Annotated in this window: 37 protein-coding genes and 1 pseudogene; 35 read left to right on the plus strand and 3 right to left on the minus strand. The window is 60.9% G+C overall.

Annotated elements, in window-relative coordinates:
- Nucleotides 1-219: 219 nt before the first annotated feature.
- Nucleotides 220-696 carry a hotdog fold domain-containing protein gene (locus BDB13_RS12405; RefSeq protein ID WP_094271906.1) on the minus strand — a complete coding sequence of 159 codons (477 nt, stop codon included), beginning with the start codon at nt 694-696 and terminating at the stop codon, nt 220-222.
- Between the two features lie 513 nt (nt 697-1209).
- Between BDB13_RS12405 and rpsJ the strand changes: the two genes are divergently transcribed.
- The 32 genes from rpsJ (at nt 1210) to truA (ending at nt 19260) form a co-directional block, all read left to right on the plus strand.
- Nucleotides 1210-1515: a 30S ribosomal protein S10 gene (rpsJ, locus tag BDB13_RS12410; protein WP_003938093.1), complete on the plus strand. Its 306-nt coding sequence runs from the start codon at nt 1210-1212 to the stop codon at nt 1513-1515.
- Nucleotides 1516-1532: 17 nt separating this feature from the next.
- Nucleotides 1533-2189: a 50S ribosomal protein L3 gene (gene rplC / locus BDB13_RS12415; protein WP_094274876.1), complete on the plus strand. Its 657-nt coding sequence runs from the start codon at nt 1533-1535 to the stop codon at nt 2187-2189.
- Nucleotides 2186-2866: a 50S ribosomal protein L4 gene (gene rplD, locus BDB13_RS12420; protein WP_094271907.1), complete on the plus strand. Its 681-nt coding sequence runs from the start codon at nt 2186-2188 to the stop codon at nt 2864-2866. Before rplC ends, rplD begins: the two co-directional genes overlap by 4 nt.
- A complete protein-coding gene (rplW, locus tag BDB13_RS12425; RefSeq protein ID WP_033231379.1) occupies nt 2863-3168 on the plus strand; it encodes a 50S ribosomal protein L23 in 306 nt (101 codons plus the stop codon). Before rplD ends, rplW begins: the two co-directional genes overlap by 4 nt.
- A 39-nt stretch (nt 3169-3207) precedes the next feature.
- Complete coding sequence (gene rplB / locus BDB13_RS12430) at nt 3208-4044, plus strand: 50S ribosomal protein L2 (RefSeq protein ID WP_094271908.1); 837 nt, start codon at nt 3208-3210, stop codon at nt 4042-4044.
- A gap of 13 nt (nt 4045-4057) precedes the next feature.
- A complete protein-coding gene (rpsS, locus tag BDB13_RS12435) occupies nt 4058-4339 on the plus strand; it encodes a 30S ribosomal protein S19 (protein ID WP_003940820.1) in 282 nt (93 codons plus the stop codon).
- Nucleotides 4336-4740: a 50S ribosomal protein L22 gene (rplV, locus tag BDB13_RS12440; RefSeq protein WP_094271909.1), complete on the plus strand. Its 405-nt coding sequence runs from the start codon at nt 4336-4338 to the stop codon at nt 4738-4740. The genes rpsS and rplV overlap by 4 nt, the downstream gene beginning before the upstream one ends.
- The gene (gene rpsC, locus BDB13_RS12445) at nt 4740-5546 is read left to right on the plus strand and encodes a 30S ribosomal protein S3 (RefSeq protein ID WP_094271910.1); all 807 of its coding nucleotides are present in this window, start codon (nt 4740-4742) and stop codon (nt 5544-5546) included. The genes rplV and rpsC overlap by 1 nt, the downstream gene beginning before the upstream one ends.
- Before the next feature lie 3 nt (nt 5547-5549).
- Entirely contained in the window at nt 5550-5966 is a 417-nt protein-coding gene (gene rplP / locus BDB13_RS12450; RefSeq protein WP_094271911.1) for a 50S ribosomal protein L16, read from the plus strand.
- Complete coding sequence (gene rpmC, locus BDB13_RS12455) at nt 5966-6202, plus strand: 50S ribosomal protein L29 (protein WP_094271912.1); 237 nt, start codon at nt 5966-5968, stop codon at nt 6200-6202. The genes rplP and rpmC overlap by 1 nt, the downstream gene beginning before the upstream one ends.
- A complete protein-coding gene (gene rpsQ / locus BDB13_RS12460) occupies nt 6199-6480 on the plus strand; it encodes a 30S ribosomal protein S17 (RefSeq protein ID WP_094271913.1) in 282 nt (93 codons plus the stop codon). Before rpmC ends, rpsQ begins: the two co-directional genes overlap by 4 nt.
- A gap of 341 nt (nt 6481-6821) precedes the next feature.
- The gene (rplN, locus tag BDB13_RS12465; RefSeq protein WP_003940951.1) at nt 6822-7190 is read left to right on the plus strand and encodes a 50S ribosomal protein L14; all 369 of its coding nucleotides are present in this window, start codon (nt 6822-6824) and stop codon (nt 7188-7190) included.
- Entirely contained in the window at nt 7190-7507 is a 318-nt protein-coding gene (rplX, locus tag BDB13_RS12470) for a 50S ribosomal protein L24 (protein WP_094271914.1), read from the plus strand. The genes rplN and rplX overlap by 1 nt, the downstream gene beginning before the upstream one ends.
- A gap of 1 nt (nt 7508) precedes the next feature.
- Nucleotides 7509-8075, plus strand: coding sequence for a 50S ribosomal protein L5 (gene rplE / locus BDB13_RS12475; RefSeq protein ID WP_094271915.1), 567 nt, complete (start codon nt 7509-7511; stop codon nt 8073-8075).
- Nucleotides 8076-8079: 4 nt separating this feature from the next.
- Nucleotides 8080-8265 carry a type Z 30S ribosomal protein S14 gene (locus BDB13_RS12480; protein ID WP_033231372.1) on the plus strand — a complete coding sequence of 62 codons (186 nt, stop codon included), beginning with the start codon at nt 8080-8082 and terminating at the stop codon, nt 8263-8265.
- A 350-nt stretch (nt 8266-8615) separates the two neighbouring features.
- The gene (rpsH, locus tag BDB13_RS12485) at nt 8616-9014 is read left to right on the plus strand and encodes a 30S ribosomal protein S8 (protein WP_094271916.1); all 399 of its coding nucleotides are present in this window, start codon (nt 8616-8618) and stop codon (nt 9012-9014) included.
- A 14-nt stretch (nt 9015-9028) separates the two neighbouring features.
- On the plus strand, nt 9029-9568 hold the full coding sequence (gene rplF, locus BDB13_RS12490; protein ID WP_094271917.1) for a 50S ribosomal protein L6: 540 nt from the start codon (nt 9029-9031) through the stop codon (nt 9566-9568).
- A gap of 1 nt (nt 9569) precedes the next feature.
- Entirely contained in the window at nt 9570-9977 is a 408-nt protein-coding gene (rplR, locus tag BDB13_RS12495; RefSeq protein ID WP_094271918.1) for a 50S ribosomal protein L18, read from the plus strand.
- A gap of 31 nt (nt 9978-10008) precedes the next feature.
- The gene (rpsE, locus tag BDB13_RS12500) at nt 10009-10680 is read left to right on the plus strand and encodes a 30S ribosomal protein S5 (protein ID WP_094271919.1); all 672 of its coding nucleotides are present in this window, start codon (nt 10009-10011) and stop codon (nt 10678-10680) included.
- Entirely contained in the window at nt 10680-10859 is a 180-nt protein-coding gene (gene rpmD, locus BDB13_RS12505; RefSeq protein WP_003940751.1) for a 50S ribosomal protein L30, read from the plus strand. Before rpsE ends, rpmD begins: the two co-directional genes overlap by 1 nt.
- Nucleotides 10860-10861: 2 nt before the next feature.
- Complete coding sequence (gene rplO / locus BDB13_RS12510) at nt 10862-11305, plus strand: 50S ribosomal protein L15 (protein ID WP_094271920.1); 444 nt, start codon at nt 10862-10864, stop codon at nt 11303-11305.
- A 240-nt stretch (nt 11306-11545) separates the two neighbouring features.
- Nucleotides 11546-12865 carry a preprotein translocase subunit SecY gene (secY, locus tag BDB13_RS12515; RefSeq protein ID WP_094274877.1) on the plus strand — a complete coding sequence of 440 codons (1320 nt, stop codon included), beginning with the start codon at nt 11546-11548 and terminating at the stop codon, nt 12863-12865.
- Complete coding sequence (locus tag BDB13_RS12520; RefSeq protein WP_094271921.1) at nt 12862-13407, plus strand: adenylate kinase; 546 nt, start codon at nt 12862-12864, stop codon at nt 13405-13407. Before secY ends, BDB13_RS12520 begins: the two co-directional genes overlap by 4 nt.
- Nucleotides 13407-14204: a type I methionyl aminopeptidase gene (gene map, locus BDB13_RS12525; protein ID WP_094271922.1), complete on the plus strand. Its 798-nt coding sequence runs from the start codon at nt 13407-13409 to the stop codon at nt 14202-14204. The genes BDB13_RS12520 and map overlap by 1 nt, the downstream gene beginning before the upstream one ends.
- Before the next feature lie 340 nt (nt 14205-14544).
- Nucleotides 14545-14766, plus strand: coding sequence for a translation initiation factor IF-1 (gene infA / locus BDB13_RS12530; protein WP_003418601.1), 222 nt, complete (start codon nt 14545-14547; stop codon nt 14764-14766).
- 90 nt (nt 14767-14856) lie between these two features.
- On the plus strand, nt 14857-14970 hold the full coding sequence (rpmJ, locus tag BDB13_RS12535) for a 50S ribosomal protein L36 (RefSeq protein ID WP_094271923.1): 114 nt from the start codon (nt 14857-14859) through the stop codon (nt 14968-14970).
- A gap of 249 nt (nt 14971-15219) precedes the next feature.
- Entirely contained in the window at nt 15220-15594 is a 375-nt protein-coding gene (gene rpsM / locus BDB13_RS12540) for a 30S ribosomal protein S13 (RefSeq protein WP_033231363.1), read from the plus strand.
- Nucleotides 15594-16007 carry a 30S ribosomal protein S11 gene (gene rpsK / locus BDB13_RS12545; protein ID WP_094271924.1) on the plus strand — a complete coding sequence of 138 codons (414 nt, stop codon included), beginning with the start codon at nt 15594-15596 and terminating at the stop codon, nt 16005-16007. Before rpsM ends, rpsK begins: the two co-directional genes overlap by 1 nt.
- Nucleotides 16008-16031: 24 nt before the next feature.
- A complete protein-coding gene (gene rpsD, locus BDB13_RS12550; RefSeq protein ID WP_094271925.1) occupies nt 16032-16637 on the plus strand; it encodes a 30S ribosomal protein S4 in 606 nt (201 codons plus the stop codon).
- A gap of 123 nt (nt 16638-16760) precedes the next feature.
- Entirely contained in the window at nt 16761-17822 is a 1062-nt protein-coding gene (locus BDB13_RS12555) for a DNA-directed RNA polymerase subunit alpha (protein WP_094271926.1), read from the plus strand.
- A gap of 29 nt (nt 17823-17851) precedes the next feature.
- Entirely contained in the window at nt 17852-18370 is a 519-nt protein-coding gene (gene rplQ, locus BDB13_RS12560) for a 50S ribosomal protein L17 (protein ID WP_094271927.1), read from the plus strand.
- Between the two features lie 5 nt (nt 18371-18375).
- Entirely contained in the window at nt 18376-19260 is an 885-nt protein-coding gene (gene truA, locus BDB13_RS12565; RefSeq protein ID WP_094271928.1) for a tRNA pseudouridine(38-40) synthase TruA, read from the plus strand.
- Nucleotides 19261-19351: 91 nt separating this feature from the next.
- Here the strand turns inward: truA and BDB13_RS12570 are convergent, their stop codons facing one another.
- Nucleotides 19352-20494, minus strand: coding sequence for an acyl-CoA dehydrogenase family protein (locus BDB13_RS12570; RefSeq protein ID WP_094271929.1), 1143 nt, complete (start codon nt 20492-20494; stop codon nt 19352-19354).
- 57 nt (nt 20495-20551) lie between these two features.
- Between BDB13_RS12570 and BDB13_RS12575 the strand changes: the two genes are divergently transcribed.
- Both BDB13_RS12575 and BDB13_RS12580 read left to right on the plus strand, forming a co-directional pair.
- Nucleotides 20552-21130, plus strand: a complete 579-nt coding sequence (locus BDB13_RS12575; RefSeq protein WP_094271930.1) for a TetR/AcrR family transcriptional regulator — start codon at nt 20552-20554, stop codon at nt 21128-21130.
- A gap of 10 nt (nt 21131-21140) precedes the next feature.
- Nucleotides 21141-21697, plus strand: a pseudogene (locus tag BDB13_RS12580) (NADPH-dependent FMN reductase).
- Here the strand turns inward: BDB13_RS12580 and eccE are convergent.
- Complete coding sequence (gene eccE, locus BDB13_RS12585) at nt 21685-23364, minus strand: type VII secretion protein EccE (protein WP_094271931.1); 1680 nt, start codon at nt 23362-23364, stop codon at nt 21685-21687. The pseudogene BDB13_RS12580 and the gene eccE overlap by 13 nt on opposite strands.
- Before the next feature lie 112 nt (nt 23365-23476).
- Between eccE and eccB the strand changes: the two genes are divergently transcribed.
- Nucleotides 23477-24940: a type VII secretion protein EccB gene (gene eccB / locus BDB13_RS12590; RefSeq protein WP_094271932.1), complete on the plus strand. Its 1464-nt coding sequence runs from the start codon at nt 23477-23479 to the stop codon at nt 24938-24940.
- Nucleotides 24941-24962 lie beyond the last annotated feature (22 nt).

A 24962-nucleotide genomic window follows, 5' to 3' on the forward strand; every position in this document is an offset into this window, starting at 1 on the left:
CCTGCTGGTGCTCGGTCGGAGGCGACGCCGACCGATGCCCGAACCACGCTCAGACACCGGACACCGGTACCCCGACCGGACATCGCCGTTCGAGAAGGTGTTCCACCAATATGGCGCCGCGAAACAATCAACATTCTTCTCGAAGTAGCGTGCCTCCCGCGTTCCGATCGGATATCGATTGCGTGAATCAGCTTGCCATTCAGCAATTTTGGTTCTTGTTTACTTTTTTGTGACCCACGTGGTGATCTGGGCATGTACAACTTCCTTGCCGGCCCGGTCGAAAATCGAAATCGGTACGACCAGTTCGGCGCCGGTCGTGATGGCATCGAAATCAGGCAGGGCGTCGAGTTGCGCCACTGCGCGAAGGCTCGTCTCGGCCTTGGCGAGATATTCGACGGACATCGACTTCGGAATCCATCGGTGAGTGTCGGGGACCGTTGCTTCACTGAGCATTCCCATGGCAACCTCCGCGAGATTGCAGGCTGCGATCGCGTGAAACGTTCCCAGATGGTTGTGTACACCCCACCACTTCGGCGCCCGAACCTCGCACAATCCCGGTTCGAGCTTGGTCACGCGGGGGAGTATCGACGCGAAGTACGGGACTCGAACCGACATGGCCAGGGAGAAAAGCGCATGCCCCACGGAGTTGTCCGGGAGTCTCTGCCAGCCGCGATAGGTAGGGCTTGATGTCGTCATGCAAACATCTTACTGCCGAGTAAGTTCGCTGTCGCGCGCATCACGTAACTCGACTAGGCCTGAGGAGTTGAGTAATCCGGCCGGCTGCGGCATACTGGTCGGGTTGCCTTGTCTGGGACACGGTCGCTTGCGGCCGAGGACAGTCAAGGGTGAGACGTCACGAGTAGTCGGTGTGAGACCTTCAGGGAATCAGGCCGATGATCGTGACCAAGTAAGACGAGATGTAAAAGCACGACGGAAGCAGTACCTACTTTGTGTTCGAATTCGAACACGTCCGGTACACATCAAGCGCCAGATGATCGAAAGATCGTCCGGCGCAGGATGAGTGAGAGAGCGACACGCCCGACCGCGTGTACCGGAGAACAATGACAAACGAACAGCGGCAGCGGATCTGGATACGTCCCGATCGCTTAAGTGTTCGTCGTGTCATCGTCCAGGCAAGGACTGTGCAGACGAGGTAGCTCGAGCCTGACCAGGTGGGCTACGAAACGCGGCAAGAAAAGGACACTAAGCGTGGCGGGACAAAAGATCCGCATCAGGCTCAAGGCCTACGACCACGAGGCGATCGACGCGTCAGCGCGCAAGATCGTCGAGACGGTAACCCGTACGGGTGCCCGCGTCGTTGGACCTGTGCCGTTGCCGACCGAGAAGAACGTATATTGCGTCATCCGCTCGCCGCACAAGTACAAGGACTCGCGCGAGCACTTCGAGATGCGTACTCATAAGCGGCTGATCGACATTCTCGACCCGACGCCGAAGACGGTTGACGCGCTTATGCGTATCGACCTTCCGGCCAGTGTCGACGTGAACATTCAGTGACGGCGGAGACAAAAACAATGACTGATACCAAGATCAAGGGAATCCTGGGCACCAAGCTCGGCATGACCCAGGTCTTCGACGAGAACAACCGGGTTGTCCCGGTCACCGTCGTGAAGGCTGGGCCGAACGTCGTAACCCAGATTCGTACCGAAGAGCGTGACGGCTACACCGCTGTGCAGCTCGCGTTCGGCGCAATCGACCCGCGCAGGGTGAACAAGCCGGTTTCCGGTCAGTTCGCCAAGGCAGGTGTGACCCCGCGTCGCCACGTCGTCGAGCTCCGCATTGCGGATGCCTCCGGCTACGAGGTCGGCCAGGAGCTCACCGCCGAGGTTTTCGAGGACGGCGCATTCGTCGACGTCACCGGAACCAGCAAGGGCAAGGGCTACGCCGGCGTCATGAAGCGTCACGGCTTCAAAGGACAGGGTGCATCGCACGGTACCCAGGCTGTTCACCGCCGCCCGGGCTCCATCGGTGCCTGTGCAACCCCCGGTCGTGTCTTCAGGGGCACGCGGATGGCTGGACGCATGGGTAACGACCGCATCACGACGCAGAACCTCTCGGTCCACAAGGTGGACGTCGAGAACGGTCTGCTGCTGATCAAGGGTGCGATCCCGGGCCGCAAGGGTGGCCTCGTGATCGTCAAGAGCGCAGTGAAGGGTGGTGCACGGGCATGACCAGCACCGAGACCAAGTTGACCCTGGACGTCAAGGTTGCCGGCGGCAAGACCAACGGCACCGTTGATCTCCCCGCTGCGATGTTCGACGCGCCGGCCAACATCGCGCTTCTTCACCAGGTTGTTGTCGCGCAGCTTGCAGCTGCACGTCAGGGAACCCACTCCACCAAGTCCCGCGGTGAAGTCCGCGGTGGTGGCAAGAAGCCGTACCGCCAGAAGGGCACCGGCCGCGCACGCCAGGGCTCGACTCGCGCTCCTCAGTTCGTCGGCGGCGGTGTCGTTCACGGCCCGAAGCCGCGTGACTACAGCCAGCGCACCCCCAAGAAGATGATTGCCGCCGCTCTGCGCGGGGCTCTCTCTGACCGCGCACGCAACGAGCGCATCCACGTGATCACCGAACTGGTTGCAGGGCAGACGCCTTCGACCAAGGGCGCTCAGGCGTTCCTCGGCGAGATCTCGGATCGTAAGAAGCTGCTGCTCGTCGTGGGTCGCCAGGACATTGCAGCATGGAAGAGCGTGCAGAACCTGGAAGGCGTGCATCCCATTGCACCCGACCAGCTCAACACCTACGACGTGCTCAATGCGGATGACGTCGTGTTCAGCGTCGAGGCGCTCAACGCGTTCATCCACGGGCCCGCCGAGACCGCCCAGGAAGACAACAAGGAGGAGGCCAAGTGACGACCATCGCTGACCCCCGCGACATCCTGCTGGCACCGGTCATCTCCGAGAAGTCCTACGGACTTATCGAGGAAGGCACCTACACCTTCCTGGTGCACCCGGACTCGAACAAGACGCAGATCAAGATTGCCGTCGAAAAGGTCTTCGGTGTCACTGTGACCAGCGTCAACACCGCCAACCGTCAGGGCAAGCGCAAGCGGACGAAGTTCGGTTACGGAAAGCGCAAGAACACCAAGCGCGCTCTCGTGACCCTCGCCGCCGACAGCAAGCCCATCGAGATCTTCGGAGGACCGGTCGCGTAAGCGCCGGGACTTGACGAGACATAGAGGACGAGAAGACTCATGGCAATCCGTAAGTACAAGCCGACAACACCGGGCCGTCGTGGCTCGAGCGTTTCGGACTTCGCCGAGATCACTCGGTCGACCCCCGAGAAGTCGCTGGTTCGCCCGCTGCACGGTCGTGGTGGACGTAACGCACACGGTCGTATCACCACCCGTCACAAGGGTGGCGGACACAAGCGTGCCTACCGACTGATCGATTTCCGTCGCAACGACAAGGACGGAATCCCGGCCAAGGTCGCTCACATCGAGTACGACCCCAACCGCACAGCAAACATCGCACTCCTGCATTACGCAGACGGTGAGAAGCGCTACATCATCGCCCCTAAGGGCCTGGTGCAGGGTTCACCGATCGAGTCCGGTGCAGGCGCCGACATCAAGCCGGGCAACAACCTGCCGCTGCGCAACATCCCGACAGGTACCACCATCCACGGTGTGGAACTGCGTCCCGGCGGCGGTGCCAAGATGGCCCGTTCCGCAGGTGCCAGCATCCAGCTGCTGGGCAAGGAAGGCGCCTACGCCACGCTGCGTATGCCTTCCGGTGAAATCCGCCGCGTCGACGTGCGCTGCCGCGCATCCGTCGGCGAGGTCGGCAATGCCGAGCAGTCGAACATCAACTGGGGCAAGGCCGGCCGTATGCGTTGGAAGGGCAAGCGCCCGACCGTTCGTGGTGTCGTGATGAACCCGGTCGACCACCCGCATGGTGGCGGCGAGGGCAAGACCTCAGGTGGACGCCACCCGGTCAGCCCGTGGGGTAAGCCGGAAGGCCGTACCCGCAAGAACAAGGCAAGCGACAAGATGATCGTCCGTCGCCGCCGCACCGGCAAGAACAAGCGCTAGGAGGGAGTGAAGGATGCCACGCAGCCTTAAGAAGGGCCCGTTCGTCGATGACCACCTCCTCGCGAAGGTGGATGTACAGAACGAAAAGGGAACCAAGCAGGTCATCAAGACCTGGTCCCGTCGTTCGACAATCATCCCGGACTTCATCGGCCACACGTTTGCGGTTCATGACGGCCGTAAGCATGTCCCCGTGTTCGTTTCCGACTCCATGGTCGGACACAAGCTCGGAGAGTTTGCACCGACCCGTACGTTCAAGGGTCACATCAAGGATGATCGGAAGGCGAAGAGGCGATGAGCAACACCGAAACCGCCAACCCGACTGCCAAGGCAGTAGCACGCCACGTGCGCGCTACGCCGATGAAGGCACGTCGCGTTGTGGACCTGGTCCGCGGGCGCTCGGTTGAAGACGCCCTGAACATCCTCAAGTTCGCGCCGCAGGCAGCGAGCGAGCCGGTCGCCAAGGTGATCGCCTCCGCAGCAGCCAACGCCCAGAACAACCTCGGTCTCGACCCGAGCACGCTTGTCGTTGCTACGGCGTTCGTGGACGAGGGCGCGACCCTCAAGCGGTTCCAGCCGCGTGCACAGGGACGTGCGTTCCGTATTCGCAAGCGCACCAGTCACATCACCGTGATCGTGGAGAGCCTGCCGAAGTCCGGAACATCGACCCGTAATCGCCGGAAGGGAAGTGCTCAGTAGTGGGCCAGAAAATCAACCCGCACGGCTTCCGCCTCGGCATCACCACCGACTGGAAGTCTCGCTGGTACGCAGATAAGCAGTACGCGGAATACGTCAAGGAAGACGTTGCAATCCGCAAGCTCCTCGCCACCGGCATGGAGCGCGCGGGTATCGCAAAGGTCGAGATCGAGCGCACCCGTGACCGTGTTCGCGTGGACATCCACACGGCACGTCCCGGAATCGTCATCGGCCGCCGCGGCGCCGAAGCCGATCGCATTCGTTCCGAGCTCGAAAAGATGACCGGCAAGCAGGTTCAGCTGAACATCCTCGAGGTCAAGAACGCAGATGCCGAAGCGCAGCTCGTCGCACAGGGTGTGGCCGAGCAGCTCTCGAACCGCGTTGCTTTCCGTCGTGCAATGCGCAAGGCCATTCAGTCGGCCATGCGTCAGCCGAACGTCAAGGGAATCCGCGTTCAGTGCTCCGGACGTCTCGGCGGCGCCGAGATGTCCCGGTCGGAGTTCTACCGCGAAGGCCGTGTGCCGCTGCACACGCTTCGTGCGGACATCGACTACGGCCTCTACGAGGCCAAGACGACCTTCGGTCGCATTGGCGTCAAGGTTTGGATCTACAAGGGCGACATCGTCGGTGGCAAGCGTGAGCTCGCCGCCAACACGGCCGCACCGGCCGGGGATCGCCCGCGTCGTGAGCGTCCGAGCCGTCCCCGTCGTTCCGGTGCCACCGGCACCACTGCGACGAGCACCGAGGCCGGTCGCGCAGCGACCGCAACCGCCGATGCTCCCGCAACTGAACAGAATCAGGAGGGCTGACGCATGTTGATCCCAAGGCGGGTCAAGCACCGCAAGCAGCACCACCCGAGCCGTTCGGGTGCGGCCAAGGGCGGCACCAAGGTCACCTTCGGCGAGTGGGGTATCCAGGCTCTCGAGCCTGCATACATCACCAACCGTCAGATCGAGTCCGCTCGTATCGCAATGACCCGGCACATCAAGCGTGGTGGCAAGATCTGGATCAATATTTTCCCGGATCGCCCGCTCACGAAGAAGCCGGCCGAAACCCGCATGGGTTCCGGTAAGGGTTCGCCCGAGTGGTGGATTGCCAACGTCAAGCCCGGACGCGTGCTGTTCGAGATGACATACCCCAACGAGGAGATTGCACGCGAGGCTCTGCTTCGCGCGATGCACAAGCTCCCGTGCAAGTGCCGGATCGTGTCCAGAGAGGAGCAGTTCTGATGGCTACTGGAACCCCAGCAGCAGAGCTCCGCGAGCTCAGTGAAGACGAGCTGGTCACCCGGCTCCGTGAGGCGAAGGAAGAGCTTTTCAACCTTCGTTTCCAGATGGCTACCGGCCAGATGGACAACAACCGACGACTGCGCACCGTTCGTCACGAGATTGCGCGCGTCTACACCGTCCTGCGTGAGCGTGAGCTCGGACTCGCCACGGGTCCGGATGCAGGTGACGCGGCATGAGTGAGGAAAAAGCAGTGAGCACAGAAGAGCGCGCGAGCCGTAAGGTCCGTGTCGGATACGTAGTTTCCGACAAGATGGAAAAGACGATCGTGGTCGAGCTCGAGGACCGCGTCAAGCACAAGCTGTACGGCAAGATCATCCGCCGTACATCCAAGGTGAAGGCGCATGACGAGAACGGCGTTGCCGGCGTCGGCGACCGCGTTCAGCTGATGGAAACCCGTCCGCTGTCTGCGACGAAGCACTGGCGTCTGGTCGAGGTCCTCGAAAAGGCCAAGTAAGCCTGATCGTTGATCTCGAGCTGATCGAGAACCACCGAATGGCCCGCTTCCCCTTTGGGGGAGTGGGCCATTCGGCTTCGAATGGACATCCCGGTGTTACCTGCCAGGTTTGCGTTTACCCACGTTGATTTGGTAATCGGGGGAGTGTTCCCTACAATAGAACGGTTGCCTGTGGCAGAGTTGTGTCTTCACGTGCGCAGCTCGACCGGTGCTTGCAGTGATCGTCCTGCCGATGAACTTCGGTGGGACTGCAGCTCAGACACGACGCAGGTAGCAACAATGACCGCGCGCATCGGGTCGGTAATCCGTTGCGTACGAAATTCCAGGTCTAGGGAGATCAAGTGATTCAGCAGGAGTCGCGAGTTCGCGTCGCTGATAACACGGGTGCCAAGGAAATCCTTTGCATCCGCGTTCTCGGCGGTTCGTCACGTCGCTACGCCGGGATCGGCGACGTTATCGTCGCCACCGTCAAAGACGCCATCCCGGGCGGAAATATCAAGAAGGGTGAGGTCGTCAAGGCCGTCATCGTTCGCACCACGAAGGAGCGCCGTCGTCCGGACGGTTCCTACATCAAGTTCGACGAGAACGCAGCAGTGCTCATCAAGGCTGACAGCGATCCCCGTGGAACTCGTATCTTCGGACCCGTCGGCCGTGAGCTGCGCGAGAAGAAGTTCATGAAGATCGTTTCGCTCGCCCCGGAGGTGCTGTAATGAAGGTGCACAAGGGTGACACAGTTCTGGTCATCGCCGGCAAGGACAAGGGCGCAAAGGGCAAGGTCATTCAGGCCTACCCCGCGACCAGCAAGGTCCTCGTCGAAGGCGTAAACCGCATCAAGAAGCACACCGCGGTTTCCGCGAACGAGCGCGGAGCATCCTCCGGCGGCATCGTTACGCAGGAAGCCCCGATCCACGTTTCCAACGTTGCAGTCGTCGACTCGGACGGAAACCCCACTCGCGTGGGCTACCGCACCGATGAAGAGTCCGGCAAGCGCGTTCGGGTTTCCCGGAAGAACGGGAAGGACATCTGACATGACCTCCACCGAAAACAAGGCCCTGCCGCGTCTCAAGGCACGCTACCGGGCTGAGATCAAGGACGCGCTTAACAGCGAGTTCCAGTACGCCAACGTCATGCAGATCCCCGGTGTCGTCAAGGTTGTCGTCAACATGGGCGTCGGCGACGCTGCCCGTGACGCCAAGCTGATCAACGGCGCTGTCCACGACCTGTCGCTGATCACAGGCCAGAAGCCTGAGATCCGTAAGGCTCGTAAGTCCATCGCGCAGTTCAAGCTCCGCGAAGGCATGCCGATCGGCGCTCGCGTCACCCTCCGTGGCGACCGCATGTGGGAGTTCCTGGACCGCCTCGTGTCCGCGGCGCTGCCCCGTATCCGCGACTTCCGCGGCCTGTCGGGCAACCAGTTCGACGGCAACGGCAACTACACGTTCGGCCTCAACGAGCAGTCGATGTTCCACGAGATCGACGTGGACAAGATCGATCGCCCCCGTGGCATGGACATCACCGTAGTGACCACCGCAACCAACAACGAGGAAGGCCGTGCACTGCTCAAGCACCTCGGCTTCCCGTTCAAGGAGAACTGAGCGCATGGCTAAGAAGGCATTGGTCAACAAGGCCAACAAGAAGCCGAAGTTCGCGGTTCGCGCTTACACTCGCTGCCAGCGTTGCGGTCGCCCGCACGCTGTGTTCCGCAAGTTCGGCCTGTGCCGTATCTGCTTGCGCGAGATGGCGCACGCAGGCGAGCTGCCCGGAGTTCGCAAGAGCTCCTGGTGATCTGAGACCTTCGGGTTTCGTTTCGTCACGCTTCTGAATGGGCGTGGGTTCCTTTGGAACCCACGCCCATTCGGCGTTTCATTGCGTTCTGCACTGCCTGCCGCTGGAGCTGTCGAGCTCCCGAGCGGCCGTCGGATCACTACACACTGTGACCCCGGTTTGGATAGAACAGCTTTGTTCCGTACACTAGAGCGGTTGCCGTGGCTGTCGCATGCTTGCGATCAGCTCGGTGCGGTAACTTACGTCGTCCGACACAAGTTGGGCGGCCCAGCCGAATTGCTGGAGGCCCACGGCCGGACTCGTCCGGTGTTGTATGGGAACCACAGCGAGAAAGGTGTCGAGGTCGAGATATGACCATGACTGACCCCATCGCAGACTTTTTGACGCGTCTGCGCAACGCCAATACGGCGTACCACGATGAGGTGAAGCTTCCCCACTCGAAGATCAAGGCGAACATTGCCGAGATCCTCAAGCGCGAGGGCTACATCTCCGACTTCCGTACCGAAGACGCAACTGTGGGCAAGACCCTCATTGTCGATCTGAAGTACGGCCCGAGCCGTGAGCGCAGCCTTGCCGGCGTGCGACGCGTCTCCAAGCCCGGTCTCCGGGTTTACGCGAAGTCCACCAACCTGCCCAAGGTTCTGGGCGGCCTAGGCGTGGCGATCATCTCCACGTCCACCGGCCTGCTCACCGATCGCCAGGCGGCCAATCAAGGAGTAGGCGGGGAAGTCCTCGCCTACGTCTGGTAAGGGAGGCCACCACAATGTCGCGTATTGGAAAGATTCCGGTCAACGTCCCCGCGGGCGTCGACGTTACGATCGCCGGCCAGGACGTCACAGTCAAGGGGCCCAAGGGCACCCTGGCACTGACAATCGCCGAGCCCATCGAGATCGCCAAGGCTGAGGACGGCTCCCTGAGCGTCACTCGCCCCGACGACGAGCGTCGCAGCCGTGCGCTGCACGGCCTGTCGCGGACCCTTGTTGCGAACATCATCACCGGTGTTACCGAGGGTTACACCAAGAAGATGGAGATCCACGGTGTCGGTTACCGTGTGGCACTGAAGGGCAAGGACCTCGAGTTCGCGCTCGGCTACAGCCACCCGGTCCCGATCGAGGCTCCCGAAGGCATCACCTTCGTCGTCGAGTCGCCCACCCGGTTCTCGGTGTCCGGCATCGACAAGCAGAAGGTCGGGCAGATCTCGGCCAACATCCGTCGTCTCCGTCGTCCGGACCCGTACAAGGGTAAGGGCGTGCGTTACGAGGGTGAGCAGATCCGCCGCAAGGTCGGAAAGACGGGTAAGTGATATGAGCCAGACTGCAAACCAGAAAGCCAAGCGGGTTCCGCTGGGCAAGGATGCGTCCACCAAGCGTCGTCTCTCGAAGACGCGTCGTCACTTCCGTCTCCGCAAGAAGGTGTCCGGCACGCCCGAGCGTCCCCGTTTGGTCGTCAACCGGTCCTCGCGCCACATCCACGTTCAGCTCATCGACGACCTGGCAGGCCACACGTTGGCTTCCGCGTCGACGATCGAAGCCGACGTGCGAGTGGCCGAAGGCGACAAGAAGGCTGCGAGCGCGAAGGTCGGTCAGCTGATCGCCGAGCGCGCCAAGGCTGCCGGCGTCGAAGCAGTTGTCTTCGACCACGGCGGACACGGCTACCACGGTCGCATCGCGGCTTTGGCAGACGCGGCTCGCGAAGGCGGGTTGAAGTTCTGATGACTAACATTTTCTACGGAAGGACAGCCTGATGCCGGGACGTCAAAGGCGTGACGGCGGAAGCGGACCCGCCGGACAGAATGGCCCCAACAGCGGTGACAATGCCAACGCTCGTGGGGACAACCGCGGAGGCGGCCGTGACCGTCGCGACGGTGGACGTGGCGGAAACGCTGCGGAGAAGTCGCAGTTCATCGAGCGCGTTGTCACGATCAACCGCGTCTCCAAGGTCGTCAAGGGTGGTCGTCGCTTCAGCTTCACCGCACTCGTGATCGTCGGAGACGGCAACGGACTCGTCGGCGTCGGCTACGGAAAGGCCAAGGAAGTTCCCGCGGCCATCCAGAAGGGTGTCGAGGAGGCTCGCAAGAGCTTCTTCCGCGTCCCGATGATCGGCAACACCATTACTCACCCCGTTCAGGGTGAGGCTGCTGCCGGTATCGTCATGCTCCGCCCGGCAAGCCCCGGTACCGGCGTTATCGCCGGTGGCGCGGTGCGTGCCGTACTGGAGTGCGCTGGAATCGCGGACATCCTGTCCAAGTCGCTCGGTAGTGACAACGCCATCAACGTCGTTCACGCGACCGTTGCTGCGCTCAAGGGTCTGCAGCGTCCCGAGGAAGTTGCGGCTCGCCGTGGCTTGACCCTCGAAGAGGTTGCACCCGCCGGCATGCTGCGCGCTCGCGCACAGGCTGCTGGGAGTGTGAAGTAATGGCAGATCTCAAGGTCACTCAGATCAAGAGCATCATCGGGACCAAGCAGAACCAGAAGGATTCTCTGCGCACGCTCGGTCTCAAAGGCATCCGTCAGACCGTTGTTCGTGAGGACAACGCACAGAACCGCGGTCTGATCAACGTGGTGCGCCACCTCGTAACAGTTGAGGAGGTCTAACCATGACCATCAAACTGCATCACCTGCGCCCCGCACCCGGATCCAAGTCCAACAAGATTCGTGTTGGTCGTGGTGAAGGTGGCAAGCGCGGTAAGACCGCAGGCCGCGGCACCAAGGGCACCAAGGCACGTAACACCGTGCGCGTGGGCTTCGAGGGTGGACAGATGCCGCTTCACATGCGTCTGCCCAAGCTCAAGGGCTTCAAGAACCCCTTCCGCACCGAGTACCAGGTCGTCAATGTCGGCGACATCGCCCTGCTGTTCCCCGAAGGTGGAGCAATCACGGTCGAGGATCTCGTTGCCAAGGGCGCAGTCCGCAAGAACCAGCTCGTCAAGGTTCTGGGCGACGGCGAACTGACAGTTGCCATTCAGGTGACCGTCAACAAGTTCACCGGCTCTGCCAAGGAAAAGATCGCTGCTGCCGGTGGTACCACCACCGAGCTGTAAGTGATCGCGCATAGCTAGTTCGATGGCCACAGCGCAGCATTTGCTGTGCTGTGGCCATCGGCATCTATGCTGGATTTTCCTGTGAAGGTGCCCCTCCCGAAGGGGTCCGAACGGTTGGTTGTATCTTCGGCTTACCCATTTTTCGTGGTCTGCCCGCTTAGTTCCCATTTGTGGCTGTTAGAGTTCTGAAATTCGGCAGATCAACCGGTCTGTCTCCCTACCGTCGTGCCAGGAGGATCTTTGCTTTCCGCCTTCGTTTCGGCCCTCAGGACCCCCGACCTGAGGCGGAAGATCCTTTTCACCCTCGGCCTCGTTGCCCTGTATCGGGTCGGCGCAGTTCTGCCATCACCTGGTGTGGACTACGCCCGTGTGCAAACCTGCATCGACATCGCCAATTCAGGTGATTCAGCGGGTATCTACTCGCTGATCAACCTGTTCTCCGGTGGCGCGCTACTGCAGCTATCGGTATTTGCCATCGGCATCATGCCGTACATCACGGCGAGCATCATCGTGCAGTTGCTGACCGTGGTCATTCCCAAGTTCGAGGAACTCCGCAAGGAGGGTCAGTCCGGCCAGGCCAAGATGACGCAGTACACGCGTTATCTGTCCATCGCCTTGGCAGTGCTCCAGTCGACGGGCATCGTTGCGCTCGCAGCTAGGGGCCAGCTACTCCAGGGTTGCGATGACATCATCGCGGACAAGTCTATTTTCGGTCTGATCATCATTGTGCTGGTCATGACTGCCGGTGCAGCCCTCGTCATGTGGTTCGGTGAAATCATCACCGAACGCGGCGTCGGCAACGGCATGTCGCTCCTGATCTTCGCCGGTATCGCTTCGCGAATTCCGGGTGAGGGTAGTTCCATCCTCAGCAGTCGTGGCGGTCTCGTATTCGCCTTGGTCTGCTTCGCGGCACTCCTGATCATTGCCGGCGTCGTCTTCGTCGAGCAGGGTCAGCGTCGTATCCCGGTGCAGTACGCAAAGCGCATGGTCGGCCGTAAGATGTATGGCGGGTCTTCGACCTACCTGCCTCTCAAGGTCAACCAGGCCGGCGTCATCCCCGTGATCTTCGCGTCGTCGCTGCTGTATCTGCCGAACCTGATCGCGCAGCTGACCTCGGCGAGCACGGCCGTCGATCCCAGCTGGTGGCAGCGGATTATCAACACCTACCTGGTCAACCCGGCAAACCCGGTGTACATCCTGATCTACTTCGGGTTGATCGTGTTCTTCACCTACTTCTACGTCGCCATCACCTTCAATCCTGAAGAGCGTGCCGACGAGATGAAGAAGTTCGGCGGATTTATTCCAGGTATTCGTCCGGGTCAGCCGACTGCGGACTACCTCAACTACGTGCTGAGTCGCATCACCCTGCCAGGTGCGATTTACCTTGGCACCATTGCTGTTCTGCCCAACCTGTTCCTCGATATGGGGAGTGGTGGTGGCGCGCAGAACCTGCCGTTCGGTGGCACCGCGGTGCTGATTATGGTCAGCGTCGGCCTCGACACGGTCAAGCAGATCGAGAGTCAGCTAATGCAGCGTAACTATGAAGGGTTCCTCAAGTGAGACTTGTCCTCCTTGGTCCTCCCGGTGCCGGCAAGGGCACCCAGGCCGCGATCCTGTCCGAGAAGTTCGGAGTTCCCCACATCTCCACGGGTGATCTGTTCCGCGCGAATATCGGCCAGGCCACCGCTCTCGGCGTGGAAGCAAAGAAGTACATCGATGCCGGCGAACTCGTTCCCAGCTCGATCACGAACGACATGGTGAAGGCTCGCGTGTCCGAACCGGACGCCGCAAACGGTTTCCTGCTCGACGGATTCCCGCGTTCGGTCGAGCAGGCTGAGGCACTCGAAGGCATCTTGAAGGATCTCGACGCCAAGCTCGACGGCGTTCTGTCCTTCGTGGTCGACGAAGATGTCGTAGTTGAGCGCATGCTCGCCCGCGGTCGTGCAGACGACACCGAAGATGTCATCCGTAACCGACTTCGGGTGTACCGCGACGAGACGTCACCGCTGTTCGACTACTACAAAGACAGCGTCGTCTCCGTTGACGCCATCGGCGAGGTCGAAGAAGTCAATGCACGCGCACTGGCAGCGTTGGCCAAGTAATGGTCTTCGGGCGTAAACGCAAGGTTGTTCCGTTCCGCTCCGCGGGCGAACTCGATGCAATGGCTGCGGCCGGCGCGATCGTGGGTTCGGCATTGGTAGCGGTACGCGCTGCGGCAAAGCCCGGTGTCAGCACCCTCGAACTGGATGCGGTAGCAGAATCTGTGATTCGCGACGCCGGCGCAGTTCCGTCGTTCCTCGGGTACCACGGTTTTACCGGTTCGATTTGTTCGTCGGTCAACGATCGCGTCGTTCACGGAATTCCGACGGCCGGGGACATCCTGGCCGAAGGCGATCTGGTGTCTATCGACTGTGGCGCAATTCTCGACGGCTGGCATGGTGACTCGGCGTGGACCTTCGGCGTCGGCAAGCTGAGCGAAGCTGACGAACAGTTGAGTGAAGCAACGCGGTTGTCGATGGATGCCGGTATTGCCGCGATGATCGCCGGCAACCGACTCACGGACGTGTCGCACGCAATCGAACTGGGCACGCGTGCAGCTGAGAAGTTGCACGGCCGTTCCTACGGAATTGTCGACGGCTACGGCGGGCACGGTATCGGGCGCGAGATGCATATGGATCCGTTCCTCGCCAACGAAGGGTCCCCAGGTAAGGGGCCTGAGTTGGTGATCGGTTCCTGCTTGGCGATCGAACCGATGCTGACGTTGGGAACAACGGATACGGTGATTCTCGACGACGACTGGACTGTGGTTACGGCTGACGGTTCACGTGCTGCTCATTGGGAGCACACGGTTGCCGTCACCGAAGACGGTCCGAGAATCTTGACACTTCGACCGGAGTAATTCGGAGCTGATGCTCGACAAGTGTTGGCGGCGAGAGTGATTCGCTTGCAGAAAGTCCCGGCCCTGAATGGGTCGGGACTTTTTTCTTGGTCTCGGCGTCGGCCAGGAGGTGGCGGCGAGGAGACGTCTGGGGGAGGCGCATTTGGCCTGGTCGTTCTTCTCGCGTAGCATAGCTAGGCGGTGCGCCATGCGTGTCGACAGCTTGTGTGTGTAGGACTGCCGCTACGGGGAATCACCGCACCAGTCGATGTAAAAATCATGTCGATGAAGAAACCATTGCGTGCCAATGTAACGGAAGCCGATGCACGAAGCATGCCAAACCAAACGGATCGCGGAGGATATGGCTAAGAAAGACGGGGCCATCGAGGTCGAAGGACGAGTAGTCGAGCCGCTGCCCAATGCAATGTTCCGCATTGAGCTCGAGAATGGCCACAAGGTCCTCGCCCACATCAGCGGAAAGATGCGTCAGCACTACATTCGCATCCTCCCGGAAGATCGCGTTGTCGTAGAGCTTTCGCCCTACGATTTGTCGCGCGGACGCATCGTTTACCGCTACAAGTAACGAACTTCCCGGACCTGACCTGGGTCAGGGAGAAGTACGTCTGCCGTGGTTCGTCCTGGCAGGCTGCGACAAAACAGGAGATCAGAAGACGTGAAGGTTCATCCGAGCGTCAAGAAGATCTGCGAAAAGTGCAAAGTGATCCGCCGTAACGGTCGGGTCATGGTGATCTGCGAGAACCTGCGTCACAAGCAGCGTCAGGGCTAGATCGAGCTTTTCGAAGATCTGCTTGGCAACAAGCAAAGAAGACCTTCCAGTACCAGCCATTGTTGACGAGACCCCACGCGATCGTTCACCGATCGACAAGGTCGGACAATGGTTCACCCTCGGCACGGAGGCCGGGGCCCCACTGAGTTAGTTGATGAGATCATCTACGCCTTACGGCGGCGGTACTCGACAAGAGGCACAGGGGATGGGCTGGGAGCAGACCTCCGCACACCGATAGGAAATGCCAACATGGCACGTCTCTCTGGTGTTGATCTTCCTCGCGAAAAGCGTATGGAGATCGCACTGACATACATCTACGGCATCGGCCGTACCCGCTCCAAGGAAATCCTTGACGCCACCGGCGTCAACCCGGATCTCCGGAGCAAGGACCTCTCGGACGAGGACCTGGCAAAGCTCCGCGAGTACATCGAGGAGTCGCTCAAGGTTGAGGGTGACCTTCGCCGCGAGGTTCAGGCCGACATCCGTCGCAAGATCGAGATCGGCTGCTACCAGGGCCTGCGCCACCGTCGTGGTCTGCCCGTGCGTGGTCAGCGCACCAAGACCAACGCCCGTACCCGTAAGGGTCCGAAGCGCACCATTGCCGGCAAGAAGAAGGCGAAGTAATGCCCCCGAAGTCACGTAGCACCGGTCCGAAGAAGACCCAGAAGGCGCGTCGCAGGGATAAGAAGAACATCCCGCACGGCGCTGCTCACATCAAGAGCACCTTCAACAACACCATCGTGTCCATCACGGACCCCGCCGGAAATGTCATTTCCTGGGCGTCCTCGGGACACGTCGGCTTCAAGGGTTCGCGTAAGTCGACTCCCTTCGCCGCTCAGCTCGCTGCTGAGAGCGCTGCCCGCAAGGCGCAGGAGCACGGTGTCAAGAAGGTTGACGTCTTCGTCAAGGGACCGGGTTCGGGTCGCGAGACCGCGATTCGTTCACTCCAGGCCGCAGGCCTCGAGGTCGGCACCATTTCCGATGTAACTCCCCAGCCGCACAACGGCTGCCGTCCGCCCAAGCGGCGTCGGGTATAAGCGGGAAGGAATAGGTAGAAAATCATGGCACGTTATACCGGACCCATCACCCGCAAGTCGCGTCGTCTGCGCGTCGACCTCGTTGGAGGCGACCAGGCATTCGAGCGTCGCCCGTACCCGCCCGGACAGCACGGCCGCGCGCGTATCAAGGAGAGCGAATACCTGCTCCAGCTGCAGGAGAAGCAGAAGGCTCGCTTCACCTACGGCGTCATGGAGAAGCAGTTCCGTCTGTACTACAAGGAGGCGAACAACCGCCCCGGTAAGACCGGCGAGAACCTGCTTCGCATCCTCGAGTCGCGTCTCGACAACGTCGTGTACCGCGCAGGCCTCGCTCGTACGCGCCGTCAGGCACGTCAGCTGGTCACGCACGGTCACCTTCTCGTGAACAACAAGAAGGTCGACATTCCTAGCTACCGCGTTTCGCAGTACGACATCATCGATGTCAAGGAAAAGTCGCTCACCACGCTTCCGTTCCAGGTTGCACGTGAGACCGTCGGCGACCGCCCGGTTCCCGCATGGTTGCAGGTTGTCGGCTCGCGTCTGCGGATCCTGGTTCACCAGCTTCCCGAGCGCGCGCAGATCGATATTGCTCTGCAGGAACAGCTCATCGTCGAGTACTACTCGAAGTAAGGCGTTTCGCTCTCTGTGAGTGGTTGCGGAGTCTTCGGACTTCGCAACCGCTCACAGGGCGCAAGCCCTTTCTGCCCCATCGTGGGCGTCAAATAGTGGACGCCCGTACAGGAGGAAATACCAATGCTCATTTCTCAGCGACCCACGCTGACCGAAGAGGTCATCGCTGATAACCGCTCGAAGTTCGTCATCGAGCCCCTGGAGCCAGGTTTCGGGTACACGCTCGGCAATTCGCTGCGCCGCACGCTGCTCTCGTCGATTCCCGGCGCTGCTGTAACCAGCATCCGTATCGACGGAGTTCTCCACGAGTTCACCACGGTCCCCGGAGTCAAGGAAGATGTCACTGACATCATCCTGAACCTCAAGGGCCTCGTCGTGAGCTCCGAAGAGGACGAGCCGGTCACCATGTACGTCCGCAAGCAGGGCCCCGGCGCTGTTACTGCAGGCGACATCGTGCCCCCGGCCGGCGTCATCGTGAACAACCCTGATCTGCACATCGCCACCCTGAACGACAAGGGAAAGCTGGAGATCGAGCTCGTAGTCGAGCGCGGTCGCGGCTATGTCCCCGCCGTCCAGAACAAGGCGTCCGGCGCAGAGATCGGCCGTATTCCGGTCGACTCGATTTACTCGCCGGTGCTCAAGGTCACCTACAAGGTGGAGGCCACTCGCGTCGAACAGCGCACCGACTTCGATCGGCTCGTTCTCGACGTGGAAACGAAGAATTCCATCACTGCACGGGACGCGCTCGCTTCTGCGGGCAAGACCCTGGTGGAGCTCTTCGGCCTGGCCCGTGAGCTGAACGTCGAAGCAGAAGGCATTGAGATCGGACCCTCGCCTGCCGAGGCCGATCACATCGCTTCCTTCGGACTCCCCATCGAGGATCTGGACCTCACCGTCCGTTCCTACAACTGCCTCAAGCGCGAAGGTGTTCACACCGTCGGTGAGCTTGTCGGCCGTACCGAGTCCGATCTGCTCGACATCCGCAACTTCGGACAGAAGTCCATCGACGAGGTCAAGGTCAAGCTGCATTCGCTCGGCCTGTCCCTCAAGGACAGCCCCGCATCCTTCGATCCCACCACTGTTGCCGGCTACGACGCCGCCACCGGAACGTGGAGTGACACCGATGCCGGTTCCTTCGGCGATGCCGAGGGTACCGAGGACTACGCCGAGACCGAACAGCTGTAGCAGCTCAGGTCCTTTACTAGGAGATCATCATGCCCAAGCCCAAGAAGGGTGCCCGCTTCGGCGGGTCGGCTTCGCACCAGAAGGCGATTTTCGCCAATCTGGCTACCGCGCTCTTCGAGCACGGTCGCATCACCACCACCGAGTCCAAGGCCAAGGCACTGCGCCCCTACGCCGAGAAGCTCGTCACGCACGCTAAGGCCGGCACGCTGGCTCACCGTCGTGAGGTTCTGAAGGTCATCCGTAACAAGGATGTCGTTCACACCCTGTTCGCCGAGATCGGCCCGTTCTACGCGGATCGTCCCGGTGGATACACCCGCATCACCAAGACGGTCCCCCGCAAGGGCGACAACGCTCCGATGGCAATCATCGAGCTCGTCAAGGAAAAGACCGTCACCTCCGAGGCTGACCGCGCACGTCGCGTCCAGGCTTCGCAGGACGCACCGGTAGAAGCAGCTGTTGAAGCTGAGTCTGCTGCTGTAGAGGCTGACGTCACCGAGGTTGTGGAGGCCGACGAGGCCCCCGCAGCCGAAGAGGCCAAGAAGGACTAGTTCCCTTGGTTTCAGCACACGCTGAATCGAATGAGCCCGCCGCCCCCCTCGGGGACGGCGGGCTCGTTCGATTGCGCCTCGACATCTCCTACGACGGAACCGATTTCTCCGGCTGGGCCAGACAGACCGATCTACGTACAGTGTGCGGCGAGATCGAGGATCGGCTTGGAACTGTTCTGCGGCTTCCGGTTCAGTTGACCGTCGCGGGCCGGACAGACGCCGGAGTACATGCGAGCGGCCAGGTCGCGCACGTCGATGTACCGGCAGATCTGTTGCCCGACGATCCGTCCCGGTTGGTCCGCCGCCTGGCTCGATTCCTTCCGAAGGACGTTCGGGTCAAATCGATTACTGTTGTTCCCGCTGATTTCGACGCTCGATTCTCCGCGATGCGACGCTATTACGAGTACCGGGTGTCCAACGCTGCGTTCGGCGTCGAACCACTTCGGTCCCGCGATATCGTTTCCTACCCGAAGCAGTTGGATCTCGCTGCTATGCAGGAAGCGTCGCAGCGACTCTTGGGACTCCACAATTTTGCTGCGTTCTGTAAGCGGCGCGAAGGTGCGACTACGGTACGCGAGCTTCAGCGTTTCGACTGGGCGCAGGACGGCACCGTGTTCACGGCATACGTGAACGCAGATGCGTTCTGCTGGTCGATGGTTCGGAGCTTGGTCGGCGCGGTCCTGTCCGTCGGCGAAGGGCGTCGAACCTCTGATTGGTTGGCCGGGCTGCTCGATGAAACCTCGCGGTCGAGTTCGATTCTCGTAGCGCCGGCTCATGGTTTGTCGTTGGTGCGGGTCGATTATCCCGACTACTCGGAATTGGCTGCTCGCAATGCGATTACGCGCGAGACGCGTGAGCTGCCCTCCGGTGGCGGTTGCTGCGGCGACTGAATCCTGATGTACGACGCCCCAGCGCGGAGCGATAGCTCACGACGATGCCCTCCCACATCTCTGAAGTGGGAGGGCATCGTCGTATCCAGATCTATCCTGCGAGTTGGCGCGCAATCACCAGTCGCTGAATCTGATTGGTGCCCTCGAAGATCTGCGTGATCTTGGCTTCGCGCATGTAGCGTTCAACCGGGAAGTCCTGGGTGTAGCCGTACCCGCCGAAAACCTGAACCGCGTCGGTCGTGACCTTCATTGCGGCGTCGGTGGCAATGAGCTTGGCGACGCTGGCGTTGCGGGAGTACGGAACTCCGGCGTCGCGGCGGCGTGCGGCATCGAGATAGGTGGCGCGGGCAGAGTCGACGGCGGCAGCCATATCTGCAAGAACAAATCCGAGGCCTTGATGATCGATAATCCGCTTGCCGAAAGCCTTGCGTTCCTTGGCATAGGCGACAGCGTCGTCAAGTGCGCCCTGAGCGATGCCGACAGCGACGGCAGCGATTCCCAACCGGCCGGAATCGAGGGCACTGAACGCTATGGGGAGGCCTTGGCCTCGTTGTCCGATGAGGCGCTCGTCCGTAATGAAGGCGTCGTCGTAATTCGCGGAGGCTGTCGGGACGGCGCGCAGTCCCATCTTTTCTTCAGGTTTCCCGAAGCTGAGCCCTTGGGTGTCCCTGTCGACCAGCAGGCACGAGATGCCGCGTGATCCGTCGTCGCTGGTTCGAGCGAACAGGTTGTAGAAGTCGGCCTTGCCGCCGTTGGTGATCCACGCTTTACTGCCGTTGACGAGGTATCCGCCGTCGACGGGCGCGGCCTTGCAGGAGAGTGCTGCGGCGTCGGACCCCGCTTGAGCTTCGGAGAGGCTGTATGCGCCGATGGTGTTGCCGCCCAACATGTCCGGCAGCCATCGGTTCTTCTGTTCATCGGTTCCGAAGGTGAACAGAGGGAAGCAGGAGAGGCTGTGCACGCTGACTGCGACAGCAACTGCCGCCCAACGTGAGGCGATCTCTTCGAGAACTTGAAGATAGACCTCGTAGGGTTGATCTCCGCCGCCGAATTCTTCGGGGTAGGGCAGGCTCAGGAGTCCAGCTTGTCCGAGGGCGGGAAAGACCCCCTCCGGATACTTTTCGGCCTTCTCGTACTCGTTGACCTTGGGTGCAAGAACCTTGTCGGCTACATCGCGGGTCAATTCGATGAGATCGCGTGCTTCTTGGCTGGGCATCAGACGTTCGACCGGCACTGTCGACTCCTGTTTCTGTAGTAGTACTGAAGACGATACTGCAGTACTCTTTTGAGTATGGCAAGGGTGACGGCACGCAGGGCGCAACTATTCGATCAGTTGGTGGTGCTCTTTCTGGACGAAGGATTTGTGCACCTGACGCTCGATGAGATCGCCTCACGCCTCCATTGCTCCAAGAGCACGCTGTACACGGTTGCTGCCGGTAAGGACGATCTGGTCCGCGCAGTCACTGTTCATTTCTTTCGCGCTGCGACCGATGCAGTCGAAGAAGCGGTCGCGGTTCAGACGGATCCACTAGCGCAGGTGACCGCGTACCTCGAGGCCGTGGGCGATCAGCTTTCCCGGGCATCGCACCAGTTCATGGAGGATCTGGCCGGGTCCTCACCGGGGCGGCAGGTGTACGAGAAGAACACGTCGATTGCTGCCGATCGGGTTCGTGAATTGATTGTTCGAGGGGTTGCAGTCGGGGCATTTCGAGAGGTGCATGCATCGTTTGTCGCCGATGCCGCAGCGACGACGATGGTTCGGATTCAGCAGCGTGAGGTGTATCTGGCTACGGGCCTCGATGATGCGCAGGCATATCGAGAACTAGCGGCACTCATCACCACCGGGATCTCGGCAACAGTGCACCGTTAGCATCAACGGCATGACCGATCTGAACGTCGAGGTAATTGTCGGTTCGGTTCGTGTGGGTCGTATCGCTCCCGCAGTGACCGAATGGTTTGCCGAGCAAGCGCGAGCAGTGCCGGGTTGGAAGGTCTCGGTCATCGATCTTGCAGACTTGTCGCTTCCATCTGATTTTCGCAGTCAACGGCGACCGAGACGTTGCGTCGACGCATCGGTGGCGCGGACGCCGTCGTTGCTGTCACTTCCGAGTACAACCACGGATACCCTGCCGCTCTGAAGACGGCACTCGATTCGGTGAAGCATGAGTGGCGTGCAAAACCGATCGGATTCGTTTCTTACGGCGGGCAGTCGGGAGGGCTCCGTGCAACAGAACAATTGCGTCAAGTAGTTGCGGAACTGCACATGGTTTCCGTGCGACAAAGTGTGAGTATTCACCAGGTGCGCAAGCAGTTTCGTGACGGAGTCCGGAATGTGGATGCTGCCGCGGTGGATGCTGCCGGCCGGATGATCGATCAATTGGATTGGTGGGGACGAGGATTACGCGATCGGCGTGCCGTCGAACCCTATCCCTGCTGATTCGTGGATGGAGACACCCGGTAGTCTTCGCCCGGCCGGGGACGGCCGATGAACGCCGTTTCGGCTGCAATCGTGACCAGTGTGAGCGCAACACGAGTCTTGTTCGTGCGAACGATGATTTTGTCGCCCAACGCATCTGGCTGGATAATTGTGAGATCAGGTTCGAGGTCCGGCCATTGGCGGGGGTCGCTGTAGACGTAGATCGCCGTGACGCCCGCCCGTGGTGGTAGTGCGTGAACGCCGTCGAAGACAACGGCATTGAAGTTTCCTTCCAGGCTGTGTCTGTGCCCCTGGCCGTGTTCTTGCCCCGACACGCGTAGACGATCAGGAACTCCCATCGAGTCGACCAGCGATGCCCAGGTCTCGGGGCGGTCGGTGTGAATCAGGACGCGCGCTCCCGTTGCGATGGCGCGAAAGATCAATTGTTGTGCCACATAGAGTTCCCCGGCCACGAAGACTCTGGTTACTCCGGTGCCGGCCACCGGGGCTGTCACGCCCTGACCCCTCTCGTCCGAGCCGAGGAGTTGTCCGCAACCGGAGAGGGGGAGTGCCAGTGACGCCAACTGAGATGCATCCATTGTGCTGGCGGGGGAGATGGTGTCGAGTGCGGCGAGGACCGTCGGCAGGTTGGTGATCAGGGCATCCCGCTGACGGCCGCGCATCGAGATCAGTCCGGCGACAGGAGCTGCCTCCGGTGGATTCCTGGTTGTGAAACGGCACGTTGCGCTGACCGTGGTCAGCCCGGGTTCCGGTCTTGGGCGTAATCGAACAGTCACCGATGTACCCATGGTCGGTATTGCCCACACTTGCGCGAGGGTTTCGGTGGTGATCGATGTGGGTTCGATGCCGTATCCGAAGTTCGAGACTCCGGGAAGCGGTGTCGACCGCCAGTTTTGGGCTACTTCACCGATATCGATGCCGCGACTTACCTGGGCGGTGGCAGAGGAAACTTCGGGGGCGGTCAAAATACGGGCGCGGGCGCCGGTAGCTTCGAGTACCCGAACGACCCGGCTCGTCGCGACGGAGATGCTCCGCGCTGCGCCTTGTTCTCCACCGCCGCGCCGCTCGACGGCGTCTGCGCCCTCGACGCCGTCGAAACGTAGTGCGAGCCAGACTGTTCTGGTTGCGGTTGCCGGTAAGGGGCCGATCAAACGGTCATATACCTCGGTCGCCGGAGTGCCGGCAGCCACGCGATTTCCATGGCTGACAATATCGATACCGGTGAGTGAAATGTCGTGTTGGTGGAGACAATCTGCGAGCGCCGACGTCGGGAGCACATGGGAAGCATGGAACGACAATCGTCCGATTCTCGTCAAATAGTCTCGGGGTGGAGTGATTTCGACGACGGTGACCAACGATGAACCGTCGACGCGGAGTCCGATGGATTGTTCAGTCGGAGTCTGGAAACTCACGATTGTTCCGTCTGAGGTCGAACGGCCGCGCAGATAGCGAAAGCAGGTTCTCGCCCAGGTGATGATCGACCATCCGCCGACATGCAGGAGTAGCACAGCGGCTACGCCACAAGCGATTCCGAGCACCCACCAATGGTTGAGCCCTGCGAACGCGGCGACGCACGCTGCGCTGACACCACAGGCCTGTGCGAACACCACCTCGTGCGCCGAGACCCTGTGCGACGACGGCCATTTTTTCAGGCGCGATCGATCCACGGTTTCACCCCCGAATACCTGACCTTGTCGTGGACCGGACGTGGACCACAGTTTCAACCCCGGGGGGAACTGTACTGTGTCATCTCAGGGGACGTACGGCACGGGGGGAAGCATGGCTGCGACACCGACCACGAAGTGGCAGGTCAACGGATACCGATTTTTGGTCCGACGTATGGAACACGCACTGGTGCGCCGAGATGTGCGGATGCTGCACGATCCGATGCGATCACAGTCGCGTGCACTGATTGTCGGTATTGTGCTGGCTTCTCTGGGGCTCGCAGGTTGTGGGGTGCTTGCACTCTTCCGGCCGCAAGACAAGATTGCCGATGCACACATCGTCGTCGGAAAGGATTCCGGTGCAATGTTTGTCGCGATGGAAGGGACATTTCACCCGGTACTCAACCTGGCATCGGCGAGGTTGATCATCGGATCGCCGGACAAGCCTGCGCTGGTGAAGGATTCGGAGATCAGCGGGAAGCCGCGAGGAGCGCTTGTCGGTATCCCCGGAGGGCCGTCGGCGCTACCGGAAGCGGCGGATCCGACACACGCGCAATGGACGGTCTGTGACACGGTCGGAGTAGACGGAAAACGGTCTCTGTCGACGACGATACTGGTCGGGGAGCCGAAACTTGGACTCGACGCGTCGTACCTGTCCGATGACCGGGCCCTGCTGGTTCGCTCGGGCGCTGATCATTTCCTGGTGTACGACGGAAAACGAGCATCGATCGATATCGGCGATCCGGCGATCGCCCGGGCGCTCGGGTTGGAAGATGTGGAACCCCGGCCCATCAGCGCCGGAATGCTCAATGCAATTCCCGAAGTTCCGAGAATCGCGGCTCCATCGATTCCCGGTGTGGGGACAGTTCCGCGATACTCGTTGCAGGGCAAGACCGTCGGATCTGTCGTTCAGGTCTCGACGGGTTCGGAGATCATCTACTACGTCGTTCTGGAAAACGGAATCCAGAGAGTAAGTTCGGCTGTGGCACAACTGATCTACTTCGCCGATTCGCAGGGAGATTCGGGAATGACCTCCGTGACGCCCGACGCGATCAATCGTATTCCTTCGGTAAACCAGCTAGCGCTGACCGCGTTCCCCGTGGTCGTGCCCTCCGTGGTGACAGAGCGGGATGCGCCGGTGAGTTGTCTAGCTTGGAAGCCGGACCGGGCTTCGATTGCGGCCGAACGTAGTTCCGCGACGGTGAGTGTGATTGTCGGCAGCGACCTTCCCCTTGCGTCCGATGCCAAAGCGGTTGCACTGGCGCAGGCTGACGGGCCGGGGGATCGGCTGGATTACGCCTACATCTCGCCGGGTGCTGGAGGATTTGTGCAAGCGACCGGTATCGATGTTGACAGCGCGCGACGAGATGGAGTGTTCTACATCGCCGATACCGGCGTGAAATTCGGTGTACCGGACGAAGATTCGGCCAAGGCCCTCGGTCTCGTGCGAACTCCGGACCGCGCTCCTTGGCAACTGCTCGAATTGCTTGCATCAGGGCCGGCGCTGGACAAAGCGAATGCCCTTGTCGCGCACGACGGAATGACACCGGACCCGTATCCCGCAGCGCCGGCCAACTGACGACAACTATCCAATGCGGACC

This window comes from Rhodococcus sp. OK302 (genome assembly GCF_002245895.1).
Lineage (GTDB): Bacteria > Actinomycetota > Actinomycetes > Mycobacteriales > Mycobacteriaceae > Rhodococcus_F.